Annotated in this window: 17 protein-coding genes and 1 tRNA gene; 4 read left to right on the forward strand and 14 right to left on the reverse strand. The window is 69.1% G+C overall.

Annotated features, from left to right (window positions below):
* Positions 1 to 7: 7 nt before the first annotated feature.
* Positions 8 to 1,336 carry an aminotransferase class I/II-fold pyridoxal phosphate-dependent enzyme gene (locus ACIHAD_RS35060; protein WP_397359012.1) on the reverse strand — a complete coding sequence of 443 codons (1,329 nt, stop codon included), beginning with the start codon at positions 1,334 to 1,336 and terminating at the stop codon, positions 8 to 10.
* A gap of 45 nt (positions 1,337 to 1,381) precedes the next feature.
* Between ACIHAD_RS35060 and ACIHAD_RS35065 the strand changes: the two genes are divergently transcribed.
* Positions 1,382 to 2,005, forward strand: coding sequence for an FMN-binding negative transcriptional regulator (locus ACIHAD_RS35065; RefSeq protein WP_397359013.1), 624 nt, complete (start codon positions 1,382 to 1,384; stop codon positions 2,003 to 2,005).
* Between the two features lie 140 nt (positions 2,006 to 2,145).
* Positions 2,146 to 2,622, forward strand: coding sequence for a GbsR/MarR family transcriptional regulator (locus tag ACIHAD_RS35070; protein ID WP_397359014.1), 477 nt, complete (start codon positions 2,146 to 2,148; stop codon positions 2,620 to 2,622).
* Here the strand turns inward: ACIHAD_RS35070 and ACIHAD_RS35075 are convergent.
* On the reverse strand, positions 2,619 to 2,843 hold the full coding sequence (locus ACIHAD_RS35075; RefSeq protein ID WP_397359015.1) for a helix-turn-helix transcriptional regulator: 225 nt from the start codon (positions 2,841 to 2,843) through the stop codon (positions 2,619 to 2,621). The genes ACIHAD_RS35070 and ACIHAD_RS35075 overlap by 4 nt on opposite strands.
* A gap of 2 nt (positions 2,844 to 2,845) precedes the next feature.
* Complete coding sequence (locus ACIHAD_RS35080) at positions 2,846 to 3,265, reverse strand: hypothetical protein (RefSeq protein WP_397359017.1); 420 nt, start codon at positions 3,263 to 3,265, stop codon at positions 2,846 to 2,848.
* Between the two features lie 184 nt (positions 3,266 to 3,449).
* Between ACIHAD_RS35080 and ACIHAD_RS35085 the strand changes: the two genes are divergently transcribed.
* Positions 3,450 to 3,779 carry a CU044_2847 family protein gene (locus ACIHAD_RS35085; RefSeq protein WP_397359018.1) on the forward strand — a complete coding sequence of 110 codons (330 nt, stop codon included), beginning with the start codon at positions 3,450 to 3,452 and terminating at the stop codon, positions 3,777 to 3,779.
* A gap of 92 nt (positions 3,780 to 3,871) precedes the next feature.
* On the opposite strand, the gene ACIHAD_RS35090 is transcribed toward ACIHAD_RS35085, so the two are convergent.
* Both ACIHAD_RS35090 and ACIHAD_RS35095 read right to left on the reverse strand, forming a co-directional pair.
* A complete protein-coding gene (locus ACIHAD_RS35090; protein ID WP_397359020.1) occupies positions 3,872 to 4,261 on the reverse strand; it encodes a YybH family protein in 390 nt (129 codons plus the stop codon).
* 71 nt (positions 4,262 to 4,332) lie between these two features.
* On the reverse strand, positions 4,333 to 4,908 hold the full coding sequence (locus ACIHAD_RS35095; RefSeq protein ID WP_397359021.1) for a TetR/AcrR family transcriptional regulator: 576 nt from the start codon (positions 4,906 to 4,908) through the stop codon (positions 4,333 to 4,335).
* A gap of 89 nt (positions 4,909 to 4,997) precedes the next feature.
* Here ACIHAD_RS35095 and ACIHAD_RS35100 point away from each other — a divergent pair, with 89 nt between their 5' ends.
* Positions 4,998 to 5,363, forward strand: coding sequence for a DUF4267 domain-containing protein (locus tag ACIHAD_RS35100; RefSeq protein ID WP_397359022.1), 366 nt, complete (start codon positions 4,998 to 5,000; stop codon positions 5,361 to 5,363).
* A gap of 459 nt (positions 5,364 to 5,822) precedes the next feature.
* Here the strand turns inward: ACIHAD_RS35100 and ACIHAD_RS35105 are convergent, their stop codons facing one another.
* The 9 genes from ACIHAD_RS35105 to dnaN form a co-directional block, all read right to left on the reverse strand.
* Positions 5,823 to 6,176 (reverse strand): hypothetical protein, encoded by a 354-nt coding sequence (locus ACIHAD_RS35105; protein WP_397359023.1) that lies wholly within the window; start codon positions 6,174 to 6,176, stop codon positions 5,823 to 5,825.
* A 115-nt stretch (positions 6,177 to 6,291) separates the two neighbouring features.
* Positions 6,292 to 6,365: transfer RNA gene (locus ACIHAD_RS35110), tRNA-Ile, on the reverse strand.
* A gap of 135 nt (positions 6,366 to 6,500) precedes the next feature.
* Positions 6,501 to 7,151 (reverse strand): DUF3566 domain-containing protein, encoded by a 651-nt coding sequence (locus tag ACIHAD_RS35115; protein ID WP_397359024.1) that lies wholly within the window; start codon positions 7,149 to 7,151, stop codon positions 6,501 to 6,503.
* A gap of 3 nt (positions 7,152 to 7,154) precedes the next feature.
* Entirely contained in the window at positions 7,155 to 9,653 is a 2,499-nt protein-coding gene (gene gyrA, locus ACIHAD_RS35120; protein ID WP_397359025.1) for a DNA gyrase subunit A, read from the reverse strand.
* A gap of 15 nt (positions 9,654 to 9,668) precedes the next feature.
* Positions 9,669 to 11,612 carry a DNA topoisomerase (ATP-hydrolyzing) subunit B gene (gyrB, locus tag ACIHAD_RS35125; protein ID WP_397359026.1) on the reverse strand — a complete coding sequence of 648 codons (1,944 nt, stop codon included), beginning with the start codon at positions 11,610 to 11,612 and terminating at the stop codon, positions 9,669 to 9,671.
* A 303-nt stretch (positions 11,613 to 11,915) separates the two neighbouring features.
* Positions 11,916 to 12,416, reverse strand: coding sequence for a DUF721 domain-containing protein (locus ACIHAD_RS35130; RefSeq protein ID WP_397359027.1), 501 nt, complete (start codon positions 12,414 to 12,416; stop codon positions 11,916 to 11,918).
* Positions 12,406 to 13,638 (reverse strand): DNA replication/repair protein RecF, encoded by a 1,233-nt coding sequence (gene recF / locus ACIHAD_RS35135; protein ID WP_397359029.1) that lies wholly within the window; start codon positions 13,636 to 13,638, stop codon positions 12,406 to 12,408. Before recF ends, ACIHAD_RS35130 begins: the two co-directional genes overlap by 11 nt.
* Before the next feature lie 90 nt (positions 13,639 to 13,728).
* Entirely contained in the window at positions 13,729 to 14,670 is a 942-nt protein-coding gene (gene gnd, locus ACIHAD_RS35140) for a phosphogluconate dehydrogenase (NAD(+)-dependent, decarboxylating) (RefSeq protein ID WP_397359030.1), read from the reverse strand.
* 49 nt (positions 14,671 to 14,719) lie between these two features.
* Positions 14,720 to 15,859, reverse strand: coding sequence for a DNA polymerase III subunit beta (gene dnaN, locus ACIHAD_RS35145; RefSeq protein WP_397359032.1), 1,140 nt, complete (start codon positions 15,857 to 15,859; stop codon positions 14,720 to 14,722).
* Positions 15,860 to 16,114 lie beyond the last annotated feature (255 nt).

Here is a 16,114-nt window from a genome sequence, read left to right on the forward strand (position 1 = left end):
CGTACGGTCAGCCGTACCGGCCGGTCGTGGGCGGGCGCAGGGCGGCGGCCAGGTCGTCGGCGAGGCGCGGCAGCTCGTCGGGCGTGAGCGTGGAGACCGTCAGGCGCAGCGCGGGCGGCGTCCGGACGCGGTTGCGGGCGCCGGGCGCGGCGGCCCAGCCGAGGGCCAGCAGCCGGGTGACCGCGGTGGTCTCGTCGGCGACCGGGACCCAGACGTTGAGCCCGCTGCGGCCGTGCGCCCGTACGCCACACGCGGCCAGCGCCTCGATCAGGCCGTCCCGGCGCCCGGCGTACGCGGCGGCGACGGCCGCGGTGTCCACAGCCTGTGCGCGCCACAGGTGGGCGACCGCGCGCTGCAGCAGATGGCTGACCCAGCCCGCGGCCAGCCGCTGCCGGCCGCGCAGCCGGTCGAGCGTGACGGGGTCGCCCGTGACGAGCGCCAGCCGCAGGTCAGGGCCGAACGCCTTGGCCGTCGAGCGGGTGAGCAGCCAGCGGGTCGTCACGCCGGCCAGGGGATGGAGGGGGAGGTCCACCAGGCTCGCGCCGTGGTCGTCCTCGATCAGCACCACGTCTGGCCGGGTGGCCAGCAGGGCACGCAGGTCCGCGGCCCGTGCCGCGGTGACGGCCGCGCCGGTGGGGTTCTGGGCGCGGGCGGTGATCACCACCGCTCGTACGCCCGCCCGCAACGCCCGGTCGAGCTCGTCCGGCAGCGGGCCCTCGTCGTCCAGCCGCATCGGGACCGGCCGCAGCCCCAGGGCGGCGACCAGGTCGAGCAGGGCCGTCCAGCCCGGGTCCTCGACGCCGATCGGGTCGCCGGGACGAAGGTGGGCGATCAGGACTCGCTCCACCGCGTCGAGGGTGCCCGAGGTGATCGCGAGCGGCGCGGCGGGCACGCCGTCGGCACGCAGGCGGGCGGCGGCCAGCGAGAGGAGGTCGTCGTCGTCGCCCGTGCCGTACATGGCCGGGCGTTGCTCGTGCGCCCTGGCCGCGGCGGCGAGCGCGTCGTGCAGCGGCGGCAGCAGAGCCGGGTCGGGATTGCCGTGCGACAGGTCGCGCACACCCGGCGGCACCTCGATCCGGATCTCCTCGCGGGTGGTGGTGGCCGGCCGCGGCCTGACCCGGGTGCCGCGCCGACCGGCCGTCTCGACGATCCCGCGCTCCCGCAGCAGCCGGTACGCGGCCGCGGCGGTATTAGGGCTGACCTCGGCCATGGCGGCCACCTCGCGCACGGGCGGCAGGTGCGTCCCGGGAAGGAGCAGCCCGGCGGACACGGCGGCCTCGACGCCCGCCGCGATCTCGCTGGCCGTCCCCCCAACGATCGTGTATGTTCCTGACACAAAAACCATTATGTACTAATACAAACTCCGACGGGAGGGTTTCGCGTGCTCATTCACCCCTGGGACGCGGCACGGGACGACGACGAGTGGCGCGCCTGGCTGGCCACCCGCGACTTCGGCCAGCTCGCCGCGAACGGCGTCGACGGCGGCCCGCCCGTCGTCGTCCCCACCCACTTCCTCTTCGACGGCGCCGCCGAGGTGCTGCTCCACCTGGCCAGACCCAACCCCGTGTGGGCGGCGATCGAGCGCGATCCGCTGGTCCTGCTGAGCGTGCACGACGACTACGCCTACATCCCCGGCGGATGGCGCAAGGGCGACCCCGAGACCGGCGTGCCCACCAGCTATTACGCCTCCGTCCAGCTCACCTGCCGGGCCGAGGTGGTGGACGACCCCGAGGACAAGGCGGAGATCCTGCGCCGCCAGCTCGCCCACTTCCAGCCCGACGGCGCGCACGGCGTCGTGGCGGCCGGCGAGGGGCCGTACCACCGGCACCTGCCCGGCCTGCGCGGGCTGCGGCTGGCGGTGGTGGAGGCGCGCGCCAAGTTCAAGTACGACGGCCACTACCCCGCCGAGGCCCGCGAGCGCGTGGCCGGCCTGCTGGCCGAGCGCGGCCTGCCGGGCGACGCCGGAGCCAGGGAGCAGCAGCTCAGACGGATGGCAGGGCGGTGAAGCAGGTGCGCAGGGGACCAGAGGGAGGAGCGGCAGCGGCCACATGACGACGATCATGGATCCAGCGTCAGCAGCCCGCCCTTCGTTACTCTTAGTATTTGACGCCTCACACATGGCGATGTCGATGGAGAGGGTCCCACATGCAGTCGCCGGACGGTCCGGGCCGGGAGCAGGTGCTCGACTGGGTGGAGAGGGTGGCGGACTTCGTCTCCGAGGAGTGGGGCCTGGCTCCGATCACCGGCCGCGTCCTGGGCTGGCTCATGGTCTGCCAGCCGCCCGCGCAGACCGCGTCCGACATCGCCGACGCCATCGGCGCGAGCCGCGCGTCGCTGACGACGACCATGCAGCTCCTGACGTCGATCCGGCTCGTCCACAAGCTCCGCAGACCGGGGGAGCGCAACGTCTTCTACCGGATCGAGGACGACGCCTGGTCGAAGGTCCTGCGCCAGAAGCTGGCCGCGTTCACGGCGTTCGACGCGCTGGCCGAGGAGGGCCTGCGGCTCGGCTGGACGGACGACGATCAGACCGCCCGCATCCGCTCCGCGCACGAGTCCATCGCGGCCGTCGCCACCGCCCTCGACAGCCTGTGGAAAACCGACGCGCCTGTGGATAACTAGCCCTCGGGCTCCGGATACTGGAAGACGTCGTCCAGAGGCACCCGGAACACCCTGGCGATCTGAAAGGCCACCTCAAGAGTGGGTGAATAGCGGCCCTGCTCGATGGCGATGACGGTCTGCCGCGTGACGCCGATCCGCTGGGCCAGTTCGGCCTGCGTCATCTCCCCGTGCGCGAACCGCAGAGCCCTGATGGAGTTGGTGACCTTGGTCGGCTTGCCCATCCCTACAGGCCCCTCCGATAGGCGATGAGCCTCAACGGGGTGGCTACCAGTGCGGACAGGACGAGTGCCGCGTAGATGGCGTTGGCGATCCAGAAGTGGTCGGCTTCCGCCATGGTCAGACCAAGGGGGACCATCATGGAGACCCCCAGGACAACGCCCCCGACATGTTGGGCGGAACGGTTGATTTCCCGGTCTCGCACGTCGCTCTGGTGACTCTCGCTGGGCTTCACGATCTCGACCACGATACGGCCCGCGATCGACAGGCCGACGCTGATCCCGATCGCCCACGACATCGGCGCGACGTAGGGGACGGCGCTGAGCGGACCGCCGCCGGCCCGGCCCAGGATGACGATGACGTAGGCCGCATAGGTGCCCACCGTCGCCACGAGATAGACCCAGGCGCCCTTTTCCTCGTACGACATCACAAGCAGGGAAGGTAAAACAATACAGACATCATGTCAATGATTTCAGACTTCTCCACCGCTGTGGACAACTATCCCCATCCTGTGGATAACTTTGCGCCGGAGAGCCTGCGGACGCGAAAGAGCCTCCGCCGGGCGGACCCGTCCATCATGCTTGCTCCTGTCCCAGGACAGGAGGCCGACCGTGCGCTACTTCCTTGAGGTCCCCCTCGACGACGGCGGCACCGTGCTCGTGGAGGTCAACGAGCGGCCCGGCGACGAACCGCTCCCCGCCGGACGGGCGCGGGCGGCCGTCGAACGCATGCCCGAGGCGCTGGGCGCGGGCCTTGAGCGCGTCCAGGCCTTCGCCAACGACGTCCTGCGCCGCATGCGGTCGTGCCCGGAGCCGCCGGACGTGGTCACGGTGGAGTTCGGGATGAAGCTGACCGCCAAGGCCGGCGTGGTCGTCGCCGAGTCGACGGGCGAGGCGCACCTCAAGGTCACCGCGGAATGGCGGAAACCGGAAGGCGGCTGACCCGCTCACACCTCCGCATAAAGCCGGGCCCTACGCCTCCGCGTGAAGCCGGGCCACCCGCGCCTCTGGCGCGAGCGGGCCGGTCCGCCGGGTCATCCCTTGATTGCCGTACCCTGCGCCGAGACGAGCCGCCAGCTCCCGTCGGGGCCGGACGTGTACACGTGCGTGTACCGGCTCCCCGCGCTGAACGTGCTGCCGTCGGCGTTCGTGAAGTTCATCCCCGTACGCCCCACGACGATGCCCACGTCCCCGATGACCCGCACGATCGCCTCGTCCGGGAACGAGTCGATCTTCGGGAACCGGAGGCTCCCCGAAGCCACCAGATCGAGCAGGACGCCCTTGTCGGCGACCGTCCCGTCCTCGACCCCCACCAGGACGAAGTCGTCCGTCAGCAGGTCCTTCAGGCGGTCGTGGTCGTTGGCCACCAGGGCGTCGAAGAAGCTCTGGTCGAGCTCGACAAGGGTCGTGCGATGCGTGGTCACGGGCGTGGTCCGTTCTCTTCGGTGGGCGGGCCACGAGGGTAGACGTTGACGCCGGTGACAAGGTCAAACCGTCAGGTCGCGAACCGCTTCAGGAGCAGCTCCAGCCTGCGGTCATGATGCTCGGGCGGCAGCCGCTTGCCTCTCGTGAGCGTGACGAGCCCGTGCAGGGCGGCCCAGTAGGTCTCGGTGAGCAGGGACAGGTCCTCCTCCTTCCCGGCATGCGGGCGCAGCCCTTCGACCAGCTCACCGAACGCCGCGTGAAGGGCCGCCGGAGCCTCCTGCGTGGCGAACGGCAGGTCGACGTTCTGGTTGAAGATGACGTCGTAGAGCGCCGGACGCCGCTCGGCGAAGGCCGTGTAGGCGGCGCCGACGCCCGCGAGGACACTGGCCGCGTCCGGCGCCGCCATCCGGGCCGCGCGCAGCTCCTCCGCGAGGATGACGCAGCCCTCCACGGCGACGGCCGCCATGATCGCACCCTTGCCCTTGAAGTGGCTGTAGAGCACCGGCTGGCTGTACTCGATGCGCTCGGCCAGCCGCCGCGTCGTCACCGCCTCCCAGCCCTCGGCCTCGGCCAGCTCGCAGGCGGCCGTGATGATCAGCTTCTCGCGTTCCGCACGTTCGCGCTCCCGGCGCGCCTGGATTGACATGCTCCCAACCCTAGCACCGCTAGCGCTTCTGCCATCGTTCTGCTAGCGTCATCCTCGTTCCTAGCAGCGCTAGATTTCTGGAGACGGACATGCTCACCACCCTTGCCTACGGCCTCGCCATCGCCCTCAACCTGCTGGTCGTGTTCATCGGCGCCCGCTTCCTGTTCGTCCCCGTTGCCGCGGCCACCGGCTACGGCGTCCCCGCCGGGCAGGACCGCGCCTACCTGACCATCAAGGGGCTGCGCGACGGCACGTACGGGCTGCTCGGCCTGGCTCTGCTGGCCTTCGTCGGCGCCCAGGCCGAAGCCTGGTTCATGCTGATCGTCGCGCTGCTCCCCCTGGGCGACACCCTGATCGTGCTGCGCAACGGCGGCACCAAGGCGGTCGCCTTCGGCGTGCACTTCGCGACCGCCGTCGCCCTCCTCGTCAACGCCGCCCTGCTCTTCGCCGTGTGATCCGGCTCCCGCGCCATCCCGCCGCCGCCGTCCGTACGTCCCGCTCGATCTCCCGCCGGGACGTGCGCAACGGCGAGAACCACATCACCACCGGACCGGCCAGCATCCCGGCGGAGAACACCAGAGGGGTGCCCCGTATGCCGATCCCGCCGGCAACGACGCGAACAACACGGGCAACCGCCGGGCCGCCGTCAACAGCCCGAGCTCCATCGGAGAGGCATTCAACAAAAGCCCCGCGACCAGGGGTAATGCCAAATAGGAGATCTCGTTCCCGAGCGAGCTGGTGGTCTGACTGCTCCACAGGAGCACGAAATCCCGCTGCCGCCACAACGACCCCGCCCTCGACATCCGCGAGATTCTGCCACCGCTCGAACTCCGACGTCCCCGAGAATCTCCGATTTCTCGGACATCGGCCGTTAGTCGCAGAACCCCCGCTGTGCCGAAAGCCTGTTTCCGGCGCTAACTCGCCAACCATGCGATATCCGGTGCCGCGACGTCGAGAACCGCACCTTCCCGAACGTGCCAGCACCAGGCCCGGCCCCGCTCGTCGGTGACCACGAACACTCCCCGCGGCCGATCGCCGTCCTCGTCGACCGGTGGCAGGGCCGCCAGTCGTTCGACCCGGGCCCGGATCTCGTGGAGCGCGCCCTCTCTGACGTCGCCCCCGTAGAACAGGTAGAGCGTCCAGTTGAACGGCTTCACCGGCCACGCCCAGCCGCCGGAGTAGTGGTCGTCCCCGATGACGCGTTCGGCGTCCGGCCTATGGGCGAAGTCCAGCTCAAGCCAGCCACGCACTGAGACGTACATCCCCATCCGGACAATCCTACGTACGGTCGTCGGCGACACCCCACGCCCGGCCGAAAAGCGCCAGTCACCCGGACAACAAAAAAGGCCACTTCCGATTGACGGAAATGGCCTTCAAACTATGTGGGGCTACCAGGACTTGAACCTGGGACCTCTTCCTTATCAGGGAAGCGCTCTAACCGTCTGAGCTATAGCCCCGCGCACACCGAACCTTATCGCATTCGCCTGTTGGAGGCGAACCGGTTGTTCGGACGAGAAAAGCTTACCGTGTCCGACGGGCTGCTCGTGCCGCACCAGCCACCCCGGTACGGCACGAGCCCCCGCCCGAACCTGCTATTCGGCCTCGCTGAACGTCACCTCAACGCCACCGACCAGGTCGGAGGCGATGTTGTAGATGACCGCGCCCAGCGTGGACAGAGCGGTGATCAGCACCACGTTCACGGCGCCGATCAGCGCGGTGTACCCGAGGATCCGCACCGGCTCGAACCACGAGGCGATGTCGATCGGGATCGAGCTCTGCCCCTGCTCACCCTTGCCGAGCTGGTTGACCAGGTCGACGAGCGAGTCGAACACCCCCAGGGCGGACAGCACGCCGTAAAGGACGGCGACTGCCACGAAGAGCACCACGAAGCAGACCAGGGAGACCACGAAGCTGAACTTCATGGCCGACCACGGCTCGATGCGGCGCAGCACCAGGTGTGCCTTGCGGGGAAGCCTGGACCCCGCGTTGTTCGACGACTTCTTCTTGGGCCTCTCGACGGGCGGAGGTGCCTCGGAGGTGAGCGACGGACGGATGCGCACCGTCTCGTTGCCCTCCGCCTGCGGCTCGTCCTTGGAACGAGGCTGAGCAGCGGCGCCCTGCCTGGGCGTCTTGTCCTGCTCGCCGTCGACCGAGTTGAAGATCTCCGGCTCAGTGGACTTCTTCGGCTGCTGTCCGTTACCCGACGCCGCCTGGGCTCTGGCGGTGCCACCCTGGGCGCTCATGATTTACTCTCCTCCCCCGTCTTCCTCATTCTCCACCGGAGTCTCCATTGACTCCGCGTTCCGGGCGAGGGCAACCACGCTGTCGCCTTCGGCGAGGTTCATCAATCGCACTCCCATGGTCTGGCGGCCGGACTGCTTGATCTCGCCGGCACTCGTCCGGATCACCCCGCCGGCGGACGTGATCGCGAAGACCTCGTCCTCTGGGTTGACCATGACGGCTCCGACCAGCTTGCCACGGGCACTCACGATTTTCGCAGTCAGCACGCCTCTACCGCCACGTCCTTGAACTGGATACTGCTCCACTGGCGTCCGTTTTGCGTACCCAGCCTTCGTGGCGATAAGCACGTCTTGACCGTCGGCAATCCGATTCATGGCGAGAAGTTCGTCCCCTTCGAGGAACCTCATGCCGATGACACCGCTGGTCGCGCGGCCCATGGGCCGTAGCGCCTCGTCGGAGGCGGTGAACCTGATCGACTGCGCGCCCTTGGAGACGAGCAGCAGATCGTCGGTCTCGGAGACCATGCGGGCGCCGATGACCTCGTCGTCCTCGCGCAGGTTGATCGCGATCAGACCGCCCGATCTGGGGGAGTCGTACTCGGACAGGCGCGTCTTCTTGACCAGGCCGCTGCGCGTGGCGAGCACCAGGTAGGGGGCGACGTCGTAGTCGCGGAGGTCGAGAACTTCCATGACTGTTTCGTCGGGCTGCATGGCCAAAAGGTTCGCGAGATGCATGCCACGGGCGTCACGCCCGGCATCAGGCAGCTCGTACGCCTTGACCCGGTACACCCGGCCCTTGTTCGTGAAGAACAGCAGCCAGTGGTGCGTCGTGGTGACGAAGAAGTGGTCGACGATGTCGTCCTGGCGCAGCTGGGCGCCGCGTACGCCCTTGCCGCCCCGCTTCTGCGCCCGGTAGAGATCGGTACGGGTCCGCTTGGCGTAACCGCCGCGGGTGATCGTGACGACGATCTCCTCCTCGGCGATGAGGTCTTCGATCGACATGTCGCCGTCGTAGGCGATGATCTCGGTCTTGCGCTCGTCGCCGTAGCGGTTGACGACCTCGGCCAGCTCGTCGCCGATGATCTCGCGCTGGCGGGCCTCGCTGGCCAGGATCGAGTTGTACTCGGCGATCTGGGTCATCAGGGAGTCGTACTCGTCCTGGATGGCCTGCCGCTCCAGGGCGGCCAGCTTGCGCAGCTGCATGTCCAGGATGGCCTGCGCCTGGACCTCGTCGATCTCCAGGAGCCCCATGAGGCCCTGCTGGGCGTGCGAGGCCGACTCCGAGGCCCGGATGAGGGCGATGACGTCGTCGAGCCGCTCAAGGGCCTTCAGCAGCCCGCGCAGGATGTGCGCGCGCTCCTCGGCCTTGCGCAGCAGGTAGCGCGTCCTGCGGACGATGACCTCGACCTGGTGGGCCACGTAGTGGCGGACGAACTGGTCGAGCCGCAGCGTGCGCGGCACGCCGTCGACCAGCGCCAGCATGTTGGCGCCGAAGGTGTCCTGGAGCTGGGTGTGCTTGTACAGGTTGTTGAGGACGACCTTGGCGACCGCGTCGCGCTTGAGCACGATCACCAGGCGCTGCCCGACCCGCGAGGAGCTCTCGTCGCGTACGTCGGCGATGCCCGTGAGCTTGCCCTCGCGCACGAGCTCCGCGATCTTCAGCGCCAGGTTGTCCGGGTTGACCTGGTACGGCAGCTCGGTGACGACGAGCGCCTGCCGCCCCTTGTCCTCCTCGACCTCGACCACCGCGCGCATGGTGATCGACCCGCGCCCGGTGCGGTACGCGTCCTCGATGCCCCGGCGTCCGACGATCAGCGCCTTGGTCGGGAAGTCGGGCCCCTTGACCAGTTTGATCGAGGCTTCCAGCAGCTCCTCGTCGTCGGCCTCCGGGTTCTCCAGGTACCACCTGACGGCGGCCGAGACCTCGCGCAGGTTGTGCGGCGGGATGTTGGTCGCCATGCCGACCGCGATGCCGCCCGAGCCGTTGACCAGCAGCTGCGGGAACCGCGCCGGCAGGACGTCGGGCTCCTGCGACTTGCCGTCGTAGTTGGGACGGAAGTCGACGGTGTCCTTGTCGATGTCGCGCAGCATCTCCATGGCGATGGGCGCGAGCTTGCACTCGGTGTACCGCATCGCGGCCGCCGGGTCGTTGCCCGGCGAGCCGAAGTTGCCCTGCCCGTCGACCAGGGGATAGCGCAGCGACCACGGCTGGGCCAGGCGGACCAGCGCGTCGTAGATCGAGGTGTCGCCGTGCGGGTGGTAGGTGCCCATCACGTCACCGACGACGCGGGCGCACTTGAAGTAGCCGCGGTCGGGACGGTAGCCACCGTCGTACATCGCGTAGAGCACCCGCCGGTGCACCGGCTTGAGACCGTCGCGCACGTCAGGCAGCGCCCTGGACACGATGACGGACATCGCGTAGTCCATGTAGCTGCGCTGCATCTCCGACTGGATGTCCACCGGCTCGATGCGCTCAGCCGGGGGAGTGGTGTTCACGTCCGTCACAGGTTCAGGTCCTTCTTAAACGTCGAGGAAGCGAACGTCGCGCGCGTTGCGGATGATGAAGTCACGCCGCGCCTCGACGTCCTCGCCCATGAGCACGCTGAACAGGTCGTCGGCCTGGGCCGCGTCGTCGAGCGTGACCAGGCGCAGCAGCCGGGTCGCCGGGTTCATGGTGGTCTCCCAGAGCTGGCCGGCGTTCATCTCGCCGAGGCCCTTGAAGCGCTGGACGTTGTCGCGCGGCCGCGGGTCGGCCTTGCCCTGGGCGATGCCGTCGTTGATGACGGCGTCGCGCTCGGAGTCGGAGTAGGCGTAGGAGGCGTCATCGCCCTTCCGGTCCCACTTGATCTTGTAGAGCGGCGGGCACGACAGGTAGACGTGCCCGGCCTCGATCAGCGGCCGCATGAACCTGAACAGCAGCGTCAGCAGCAGGGTGTTGATGTGCTGGCCGTCGACGTCGGCGTCGGCCATCAGGATCACCTTGTGGTAACGCAGCTTGGCGATGTCGAACTCGTCGTGCACGCCGGTGCCCAGGGCGGTGATGAGCGCCTGGACCTCGTTGTTCTTCAGGACCTTGTCGATCCGCGCCTTCTCCACGTTGAGGATCTTGCCGCGGATGGGCAGGATCGCCTGGAAGCGCGAGTCGCGGCCGCCCTTGGCGGAGCCGCCGGCCGAGTCGCCCTCGACGATGAACAGCTCGCACTTCTCCGGGTCGTTCCACTGGCAGTCGGCCAGCTTGCCGGGAAGGCCGCTGCCGGACTCCAGCAGCGACTTGCGCCTGGTCAGGTCGCGGGCCTGGCGGGCCGCTATGCGGGCGCGGCTGGCCTGCAGCGACTTGTTGATGATGTCCTTGGCCTCGCCGGGGTTGCGCTCGAACCAGTCGCGCAGATGGTCGTTGCACGCCTTCTGCACGAACGACTTGGCCTCGGTGTTGCCCAGCTTGGTCTTGGTCTGGCCCTCGAACTGCGGGTCGGACAGCTTGACCGAGATGATCGCCGTCAGGCCCTCGCGGACGTCCTCGCCGGAGAGGTTGTCGTCCTTGCCCTCCTTGAGGAACTTCTGCTCGCGCGCGTAGCGGTTGACGATGGTCGTCAGCGCCGCGCGGAAGCCTTCCTCGTGGGTGCCGCCCTCAGCCGTGTTGATCATGTTGGCGAACGTGTAGACCGACTCCGAGTAGGAGTTGTTCCACTGCATGGCGATGTCGACCGCGATGCCGTCGCCCTCCTCCTCGAAGGAGACGATCGACGCGTGCGCCGCCTCCTTCTTGGCGTTGAGGTGCTTGACGAAGTCGGCCAGGCCGCCCTCGTAGTGGTATTCGACCGTGAGGGGCTCGCCGTTGACGTGGTCGGGCCGCTCGTCGGTGAACGTGATCGTCAGGCCCTTGTTGAGGAAGGCCGTCTCCTGGAACCGGCGCGAGAGCGTCTCGTAGTTCCAGGTGGTGGTCTCGAAGACGTCGGGATCGGGCCAGAACGTGATCGTCGTGCCGGTCTCGTCGGTCTCCTCGCCCTGGGCCAGCGGCGCGGTGGGCTTGGAGTGCTCGTAGCGCTGCCGCCAGAAGTGGCCGTTCTGCTTGACCTCGACGTCCATGGCGGTGGACAGCGCGTTGACGACGGCCGAGCCGACGCCGTGCAGGCCGCCGGAGACCGCGTAGGACTGGCTGTCGAACTTGCCGCCCGCGTGGAGCGTGGTCAGCACGACCTCGACGGCCGAGCGCTTCTCCACGGGGTGGATGCCCGTGGGGATGCCGCGGCCGTTGTCGATCACGCGCACGCCGCCGTCGGCCAGCAGCGTGATGTCGATCCTGTTGGCGAAACCGGCCAGGGCCTCGTCCACCGCGTTGTCCACGATCTCGTAGACGAGGTGGTGCAGGCCGCGCTCACCGGTCGAGCCGATATACATACCCGGGCGTTTGCGAACCGCCTCAAGTCCTTCGAGTACGGTGATTGAGCTAGCGTCGTAGGACAACTGCGAAATCCTCCTGCCGCGGACACGCGGCGGGGGAGGCCATCAACCTGATGCTGCCCCTGCCGTGCCCGTCACCGTCGTGAGTGCCCCGATGCGCGGTCACCCGGGGGAGTCGGCTTGCTGCCGGGGTGACACGCAAGCGGACGTGTCCGGAATCCTTTTTCATTCTACCGCTTCCCGGAGCCCGTGGTGGCAATACACGCGCCTGTGATGCGCCCTAGCTCGTTTTGCCCCCCACTCAAGCATCCCCCCTTCGGAAAGGGGGCTTATCGCGTCTGCGGCGGTCTGATCGCCCCCGGCGCCCTAACCATAGGTGTCGCCGGGCCCCCTGCTTCCGGTCACCCGCAATCCCCCTGTGGGCCGGGGCGCGTTCTGCGGCCCCCTGACCTTGACCTTTGTCACGGCCCCGTCACCCAGCTCCTCGTTGAGCCTGCGTATGAGGGTGCGCGCGAGCAGCCTGACCTGCGTCGCCCAGGCCGTGGAATCGGCCGCGATGAGCACCTCGCCCTCGTCGAACGACTCCGGCCGGGTGTGGGCGGCCAGGTCGGGACCGACGATCTCCTTCCACCGGCCGAACACCGCGCCGACGGCCGCCGACCGCTCCCAGCCGCGGTCGGCCAGCAGGTCGGCGATGGCCCGGCCGAAGAGCTGGGGATCGCCGACCTCCCTGCGCGGGCCGGCCTTGCGCCTGGGCTCGCGGCGCGGGAGCTGGCCGCGCTTGGCCGCGTCGGCCTTGGCCTGCGCGAGCTTCTCCCTCGCCATGGCGGCCCCCCTGGCCGCCGCGTTGTGCTGCTCATCGGACACGGGTCACGCTCCCCTCAGCGACGTCGAAACGGGCTCCGGACAGCTCCTTCGGCACGTCGTCGGGCACGGCGGCGGTGATCAGCACCTGTTCGGCCGGCGCGACGATCTCAGCCAACCTGCGCCTGCGCTGGCTGTCCAGCTCGGCGAACACGTCGTCGAGGATCAGCACCGGGTCGCCGCCGTCGGCCCGCAGCAGGTCGTAGGCGGCCAGGCGCAGCGCCAGCGCGAACGACCACGACTCGCCGTGGCTGGCGTAGCCGCGGGCGGGCAGGTCGCCGAGGCCCAGGATCAGGTCGTCGCGGTGTGGGCCGACGAGTGTGACACCCCGTTCCAGCTCGGACTGGCGAACCTCCAACAGCCGGTCGCGGAGCTGCTGTTCAAGGGTTTTCCCCAAGTCTGTGGATAACGTCTGCGCATCGGGAGATCCCCGCTCACCGGCGACTTCGTCCTCCGCGGCGTCCCCACCTGTGGACAACGTGCTGCGGTAGGCCAGCGTCGCGGGGGCGCTCGTGGGGGCCAGCGCGGAGTAGGCCCCGGCCACCAGCGGGCGCAGCGCCTCGATCAGATCGAGCCGCGCCTGCAACAGCTCCGCGCCGTGCCTGGCGAGGTGGGCGTCCCAGACCTCCAGCGTGCTCAGCACGTCGCCGGCGCCCGCGGCGGTGAACGCGGTGTCGCTCTCGGCCCGCCGGGCGCTCCTGCTGCCTCTCCGGGCCTGCGCGGCCGTACGCAGCAGGGCGCCGCGCTGCTTCAGCACCCGGTCGTAGTCGGCCCGGACCCCGGCGAACCTGGGGGCCCTGGCCACCAGCAGGTCGTCGAGGAAGCGGCGGCGCTCGGACGGGTCGCCCTTGGACAGCGCGAGGTCCTCCGGCGCGAACAGCACCGTGCGCAGCAGGCCGATGACGTCGCGCGGCCTGGACACGGGGGAGCGGTTGAGCCGCGCCCGGTTGGCCTTGCCCGGGTTGATCTCCAGCTCCACCAGCGCCCGCCGGTCGTCCCTGTGGACGGCGCAGCGCACGATGGCCCGCGCGGCCCCCTGACGCACCAGCGGCGCGTCGTTGGCCACCCGGTGGCTGGAGTGCGTCGCGACGTAGCCGAGGGCCTCGACCAGGTTGGTCTTGCCCTGGCCGTTGGGCCCGACGAGAGCCGTGACGCCCGGTTCCAGACCGAGCTCCACGGACGCGTAGGACCTGAAGTCGGTCAGCGAGAGGTGGGCGACATGCACCCCACGAAGGTTAGTGCGCCGCGGGGGCCGCCCGCGTCACCGGCGTGCCGTCCTGTGGAAAACCTCGGGCCCGCCCTTGTCGCCTGTGGACTACTCGGCTTCGCGCGGCGGGGTCACGTCGGCGCCGGGCGAGTCGGCACCCTTGCCGGTGCTGCCCTCGGTCGAGGTGATCGCGTGGCCGCCGAACTGGTTGCGCAGCGCGGCGACGACCTTCATCGCGGGGGAGTCGTCCTGGCGCGAGGCGAACCGCGCGTAGAGGGCGGCGGTGATCACCGGCAGCGGCACGGCGTGGTCGACGGCCGCCTGGACCGTCCACCGGCCCTCGCCGGAGTCCTGTGCGTAACCGCGGAGCTCGTCGAGGTGCTCGTCGTCGTCGAGCGCCCGGACCATCAGGTCGAGCAGCCACGAACGGATGACGGTGCCGGTGCGCCAGCTGCTGAAGGAGCCCCTGACGTCCTTGACGACGTCGGACGCCTCCAGAAGCTCCCAACCCTCGGCGAACGCCTGCATCATGCCGTACTCGATGCCGTTGTGGACCATCTTCGCGAAGTGGCCGGCACCGACGTCACCGGCGTGGACGAAGCCGTCCTCGCCCTCGGGCTTGAGCGTCTCGAAGATCGGCATGAGGCGGTCGACGTCGGCCTGCTCGCCGCCGCACATGAGGGCATAGCCGTTCTGCAGCCCCCACACGCCGCCGCTCACGCCGCAGTCGACGAAGCCGATGCCCTTCTCGCGCAGCTCGGCGGCGTGCTTCTGGTCGTCCACATAGTGTGAATTACCGCCGTCGACGACGATGTCGCCCTCGTCGAGCAGCTCGCCGAGCTCGTCGATCGTCTGCTGGGTGGGCTTGCCCGCGGGAACCATGACCCAGACCGCGCGCGGCGCCGACAGCCGTCCGACCAGGTCTTTCAGACTTCCCACGTCGCTGACGCCGGGATCATGGTCGTAACCGACCACCTCATGGCCGCCGCGGCGCAGCCGCTCGGCCATGTTGCCGCCCATCTTGCCCAGTCCCACCATGCCGATCTGCATGACGCTCCTCTACCCCCTTGTCAGGCTTCCATCATCCCCGATGACGGGATCAGCCCGACAGGCGGATGGGCATGATCAGGTAACGGTAGTCCGTACCTGCGCCTTCGTCCACAGGCTTGCCCCCGGTGAGGATGGCGGGTTTGGTCGAGGTCGTCATCTGCAGTCGCGCCACGTCGGAGTCGATCGCGCCGAGCCCCTCCAGCAGGAACTGGTGGTTGAAGGCGATGTTCATCTCCTCGCCCTCGTAATCCACAGGCAGCGCCTCGACGGCCTGCGCCTCGTCGCCGCTGCCGGCCTCCAGCACGACCTCGCCGCTCCTGAACGCCAGGCGTACGGGGGTGTTGCGCTCGGCGACCAGGGCCACGCGCTTGACCGCCTCGACGAACGGGCCTGTGGACAGGTCCGCGCGCGCTGAGAACTCCGTCGGCAGCAGCGAGCGGTACTTGGGGAACTCGGGGTCGAGCAGCCGCGTCGTCGTGCGCCGGCCCGCGCTGGAGAAGCCGATCATGCCCTCGCCGGTGCCGCCGGCCGAGCTGAGCGCGATCTCCACCTCGGCGCCGGTGGTGCCGAGGGCCTTGGCGGTGTCGGCCAGCGTCTTGCCGGGGATCATCGCGATGGCGGCGAAGTCGGGCTGGCCCGGCTGCCACTTGAGCTCGCGCACGGCCAGCCGGTAGCGGTCGGTGGCGGCGAGGGTGACGGTCTCGCCCTCGATCTCCATGCGCACGCCCGTGAGCATCGGCAGCGTGTCGTCCCTGCCCGCCGCGACGGCGACCTGGCCGACGGCGGCGGCGAACACGTCGCTGCCCACCTTTCCGGCGGCCGGCGGCATGGCCGGGAGCGACGGGTAGTCCTCCACAGGCATGGTCAGCAGGGTGAAGCGCGCGCTGCCGCACGTGACGACGGCCTTGGCGCCTTCCACCACGAAGTCCACAGGCTGTGCGGGAAGCGCGCGGGTGATCTCGGCGAGCAGCTTGCCCGAGACCAGGACGACGCCCGCCTCACCGGTCTGGAGTTCGAGCGTGACCTCGGCGGAGACCTCGTAGTCGAACCCCGACAGCTTGAGCTGCTGTCCCTCCGTCACCTCCAGGCGCATGCCGGCGAGTACGGGCACCGACGGGCGCGCCGGGAGGCTGCGTGCCGTCCATGCCACCGCCTCAGCGAGGACGTCTCGCTCGATTCGGAACATCACGGTGATCAGCCTCCTGGGTTCGTCGTTGATTCAAGTGTTCACTCTCCCGCACCTCGGTTCGGGGAGAACCCCTCTATGGGTCTTTGATTTTCTTAGTAAGAGAGATAAGAGGTCATCACACTAGGGGCTGTGGGAACTGTGGACAACTGAAGTCCTTGCAGGTCAGCACCCGTATTTTCATCCACCGAGGGTGTGGGTGACGCCTGGGGGTAACTTCGCCGCCTGGGGATGAAGAATCGTTGCCCACAGGCCGTC

The sequence above is a fragment of the Nonomuraea sp. NPDC052265 genome, assembly GCF_044547985.1.
Classification (GTDB): domain Bacteria; phylum Actinomycetota; class Actinomycetes; order Streptosporangiales; family Streptosporangiaceae; genus Nonomuraea.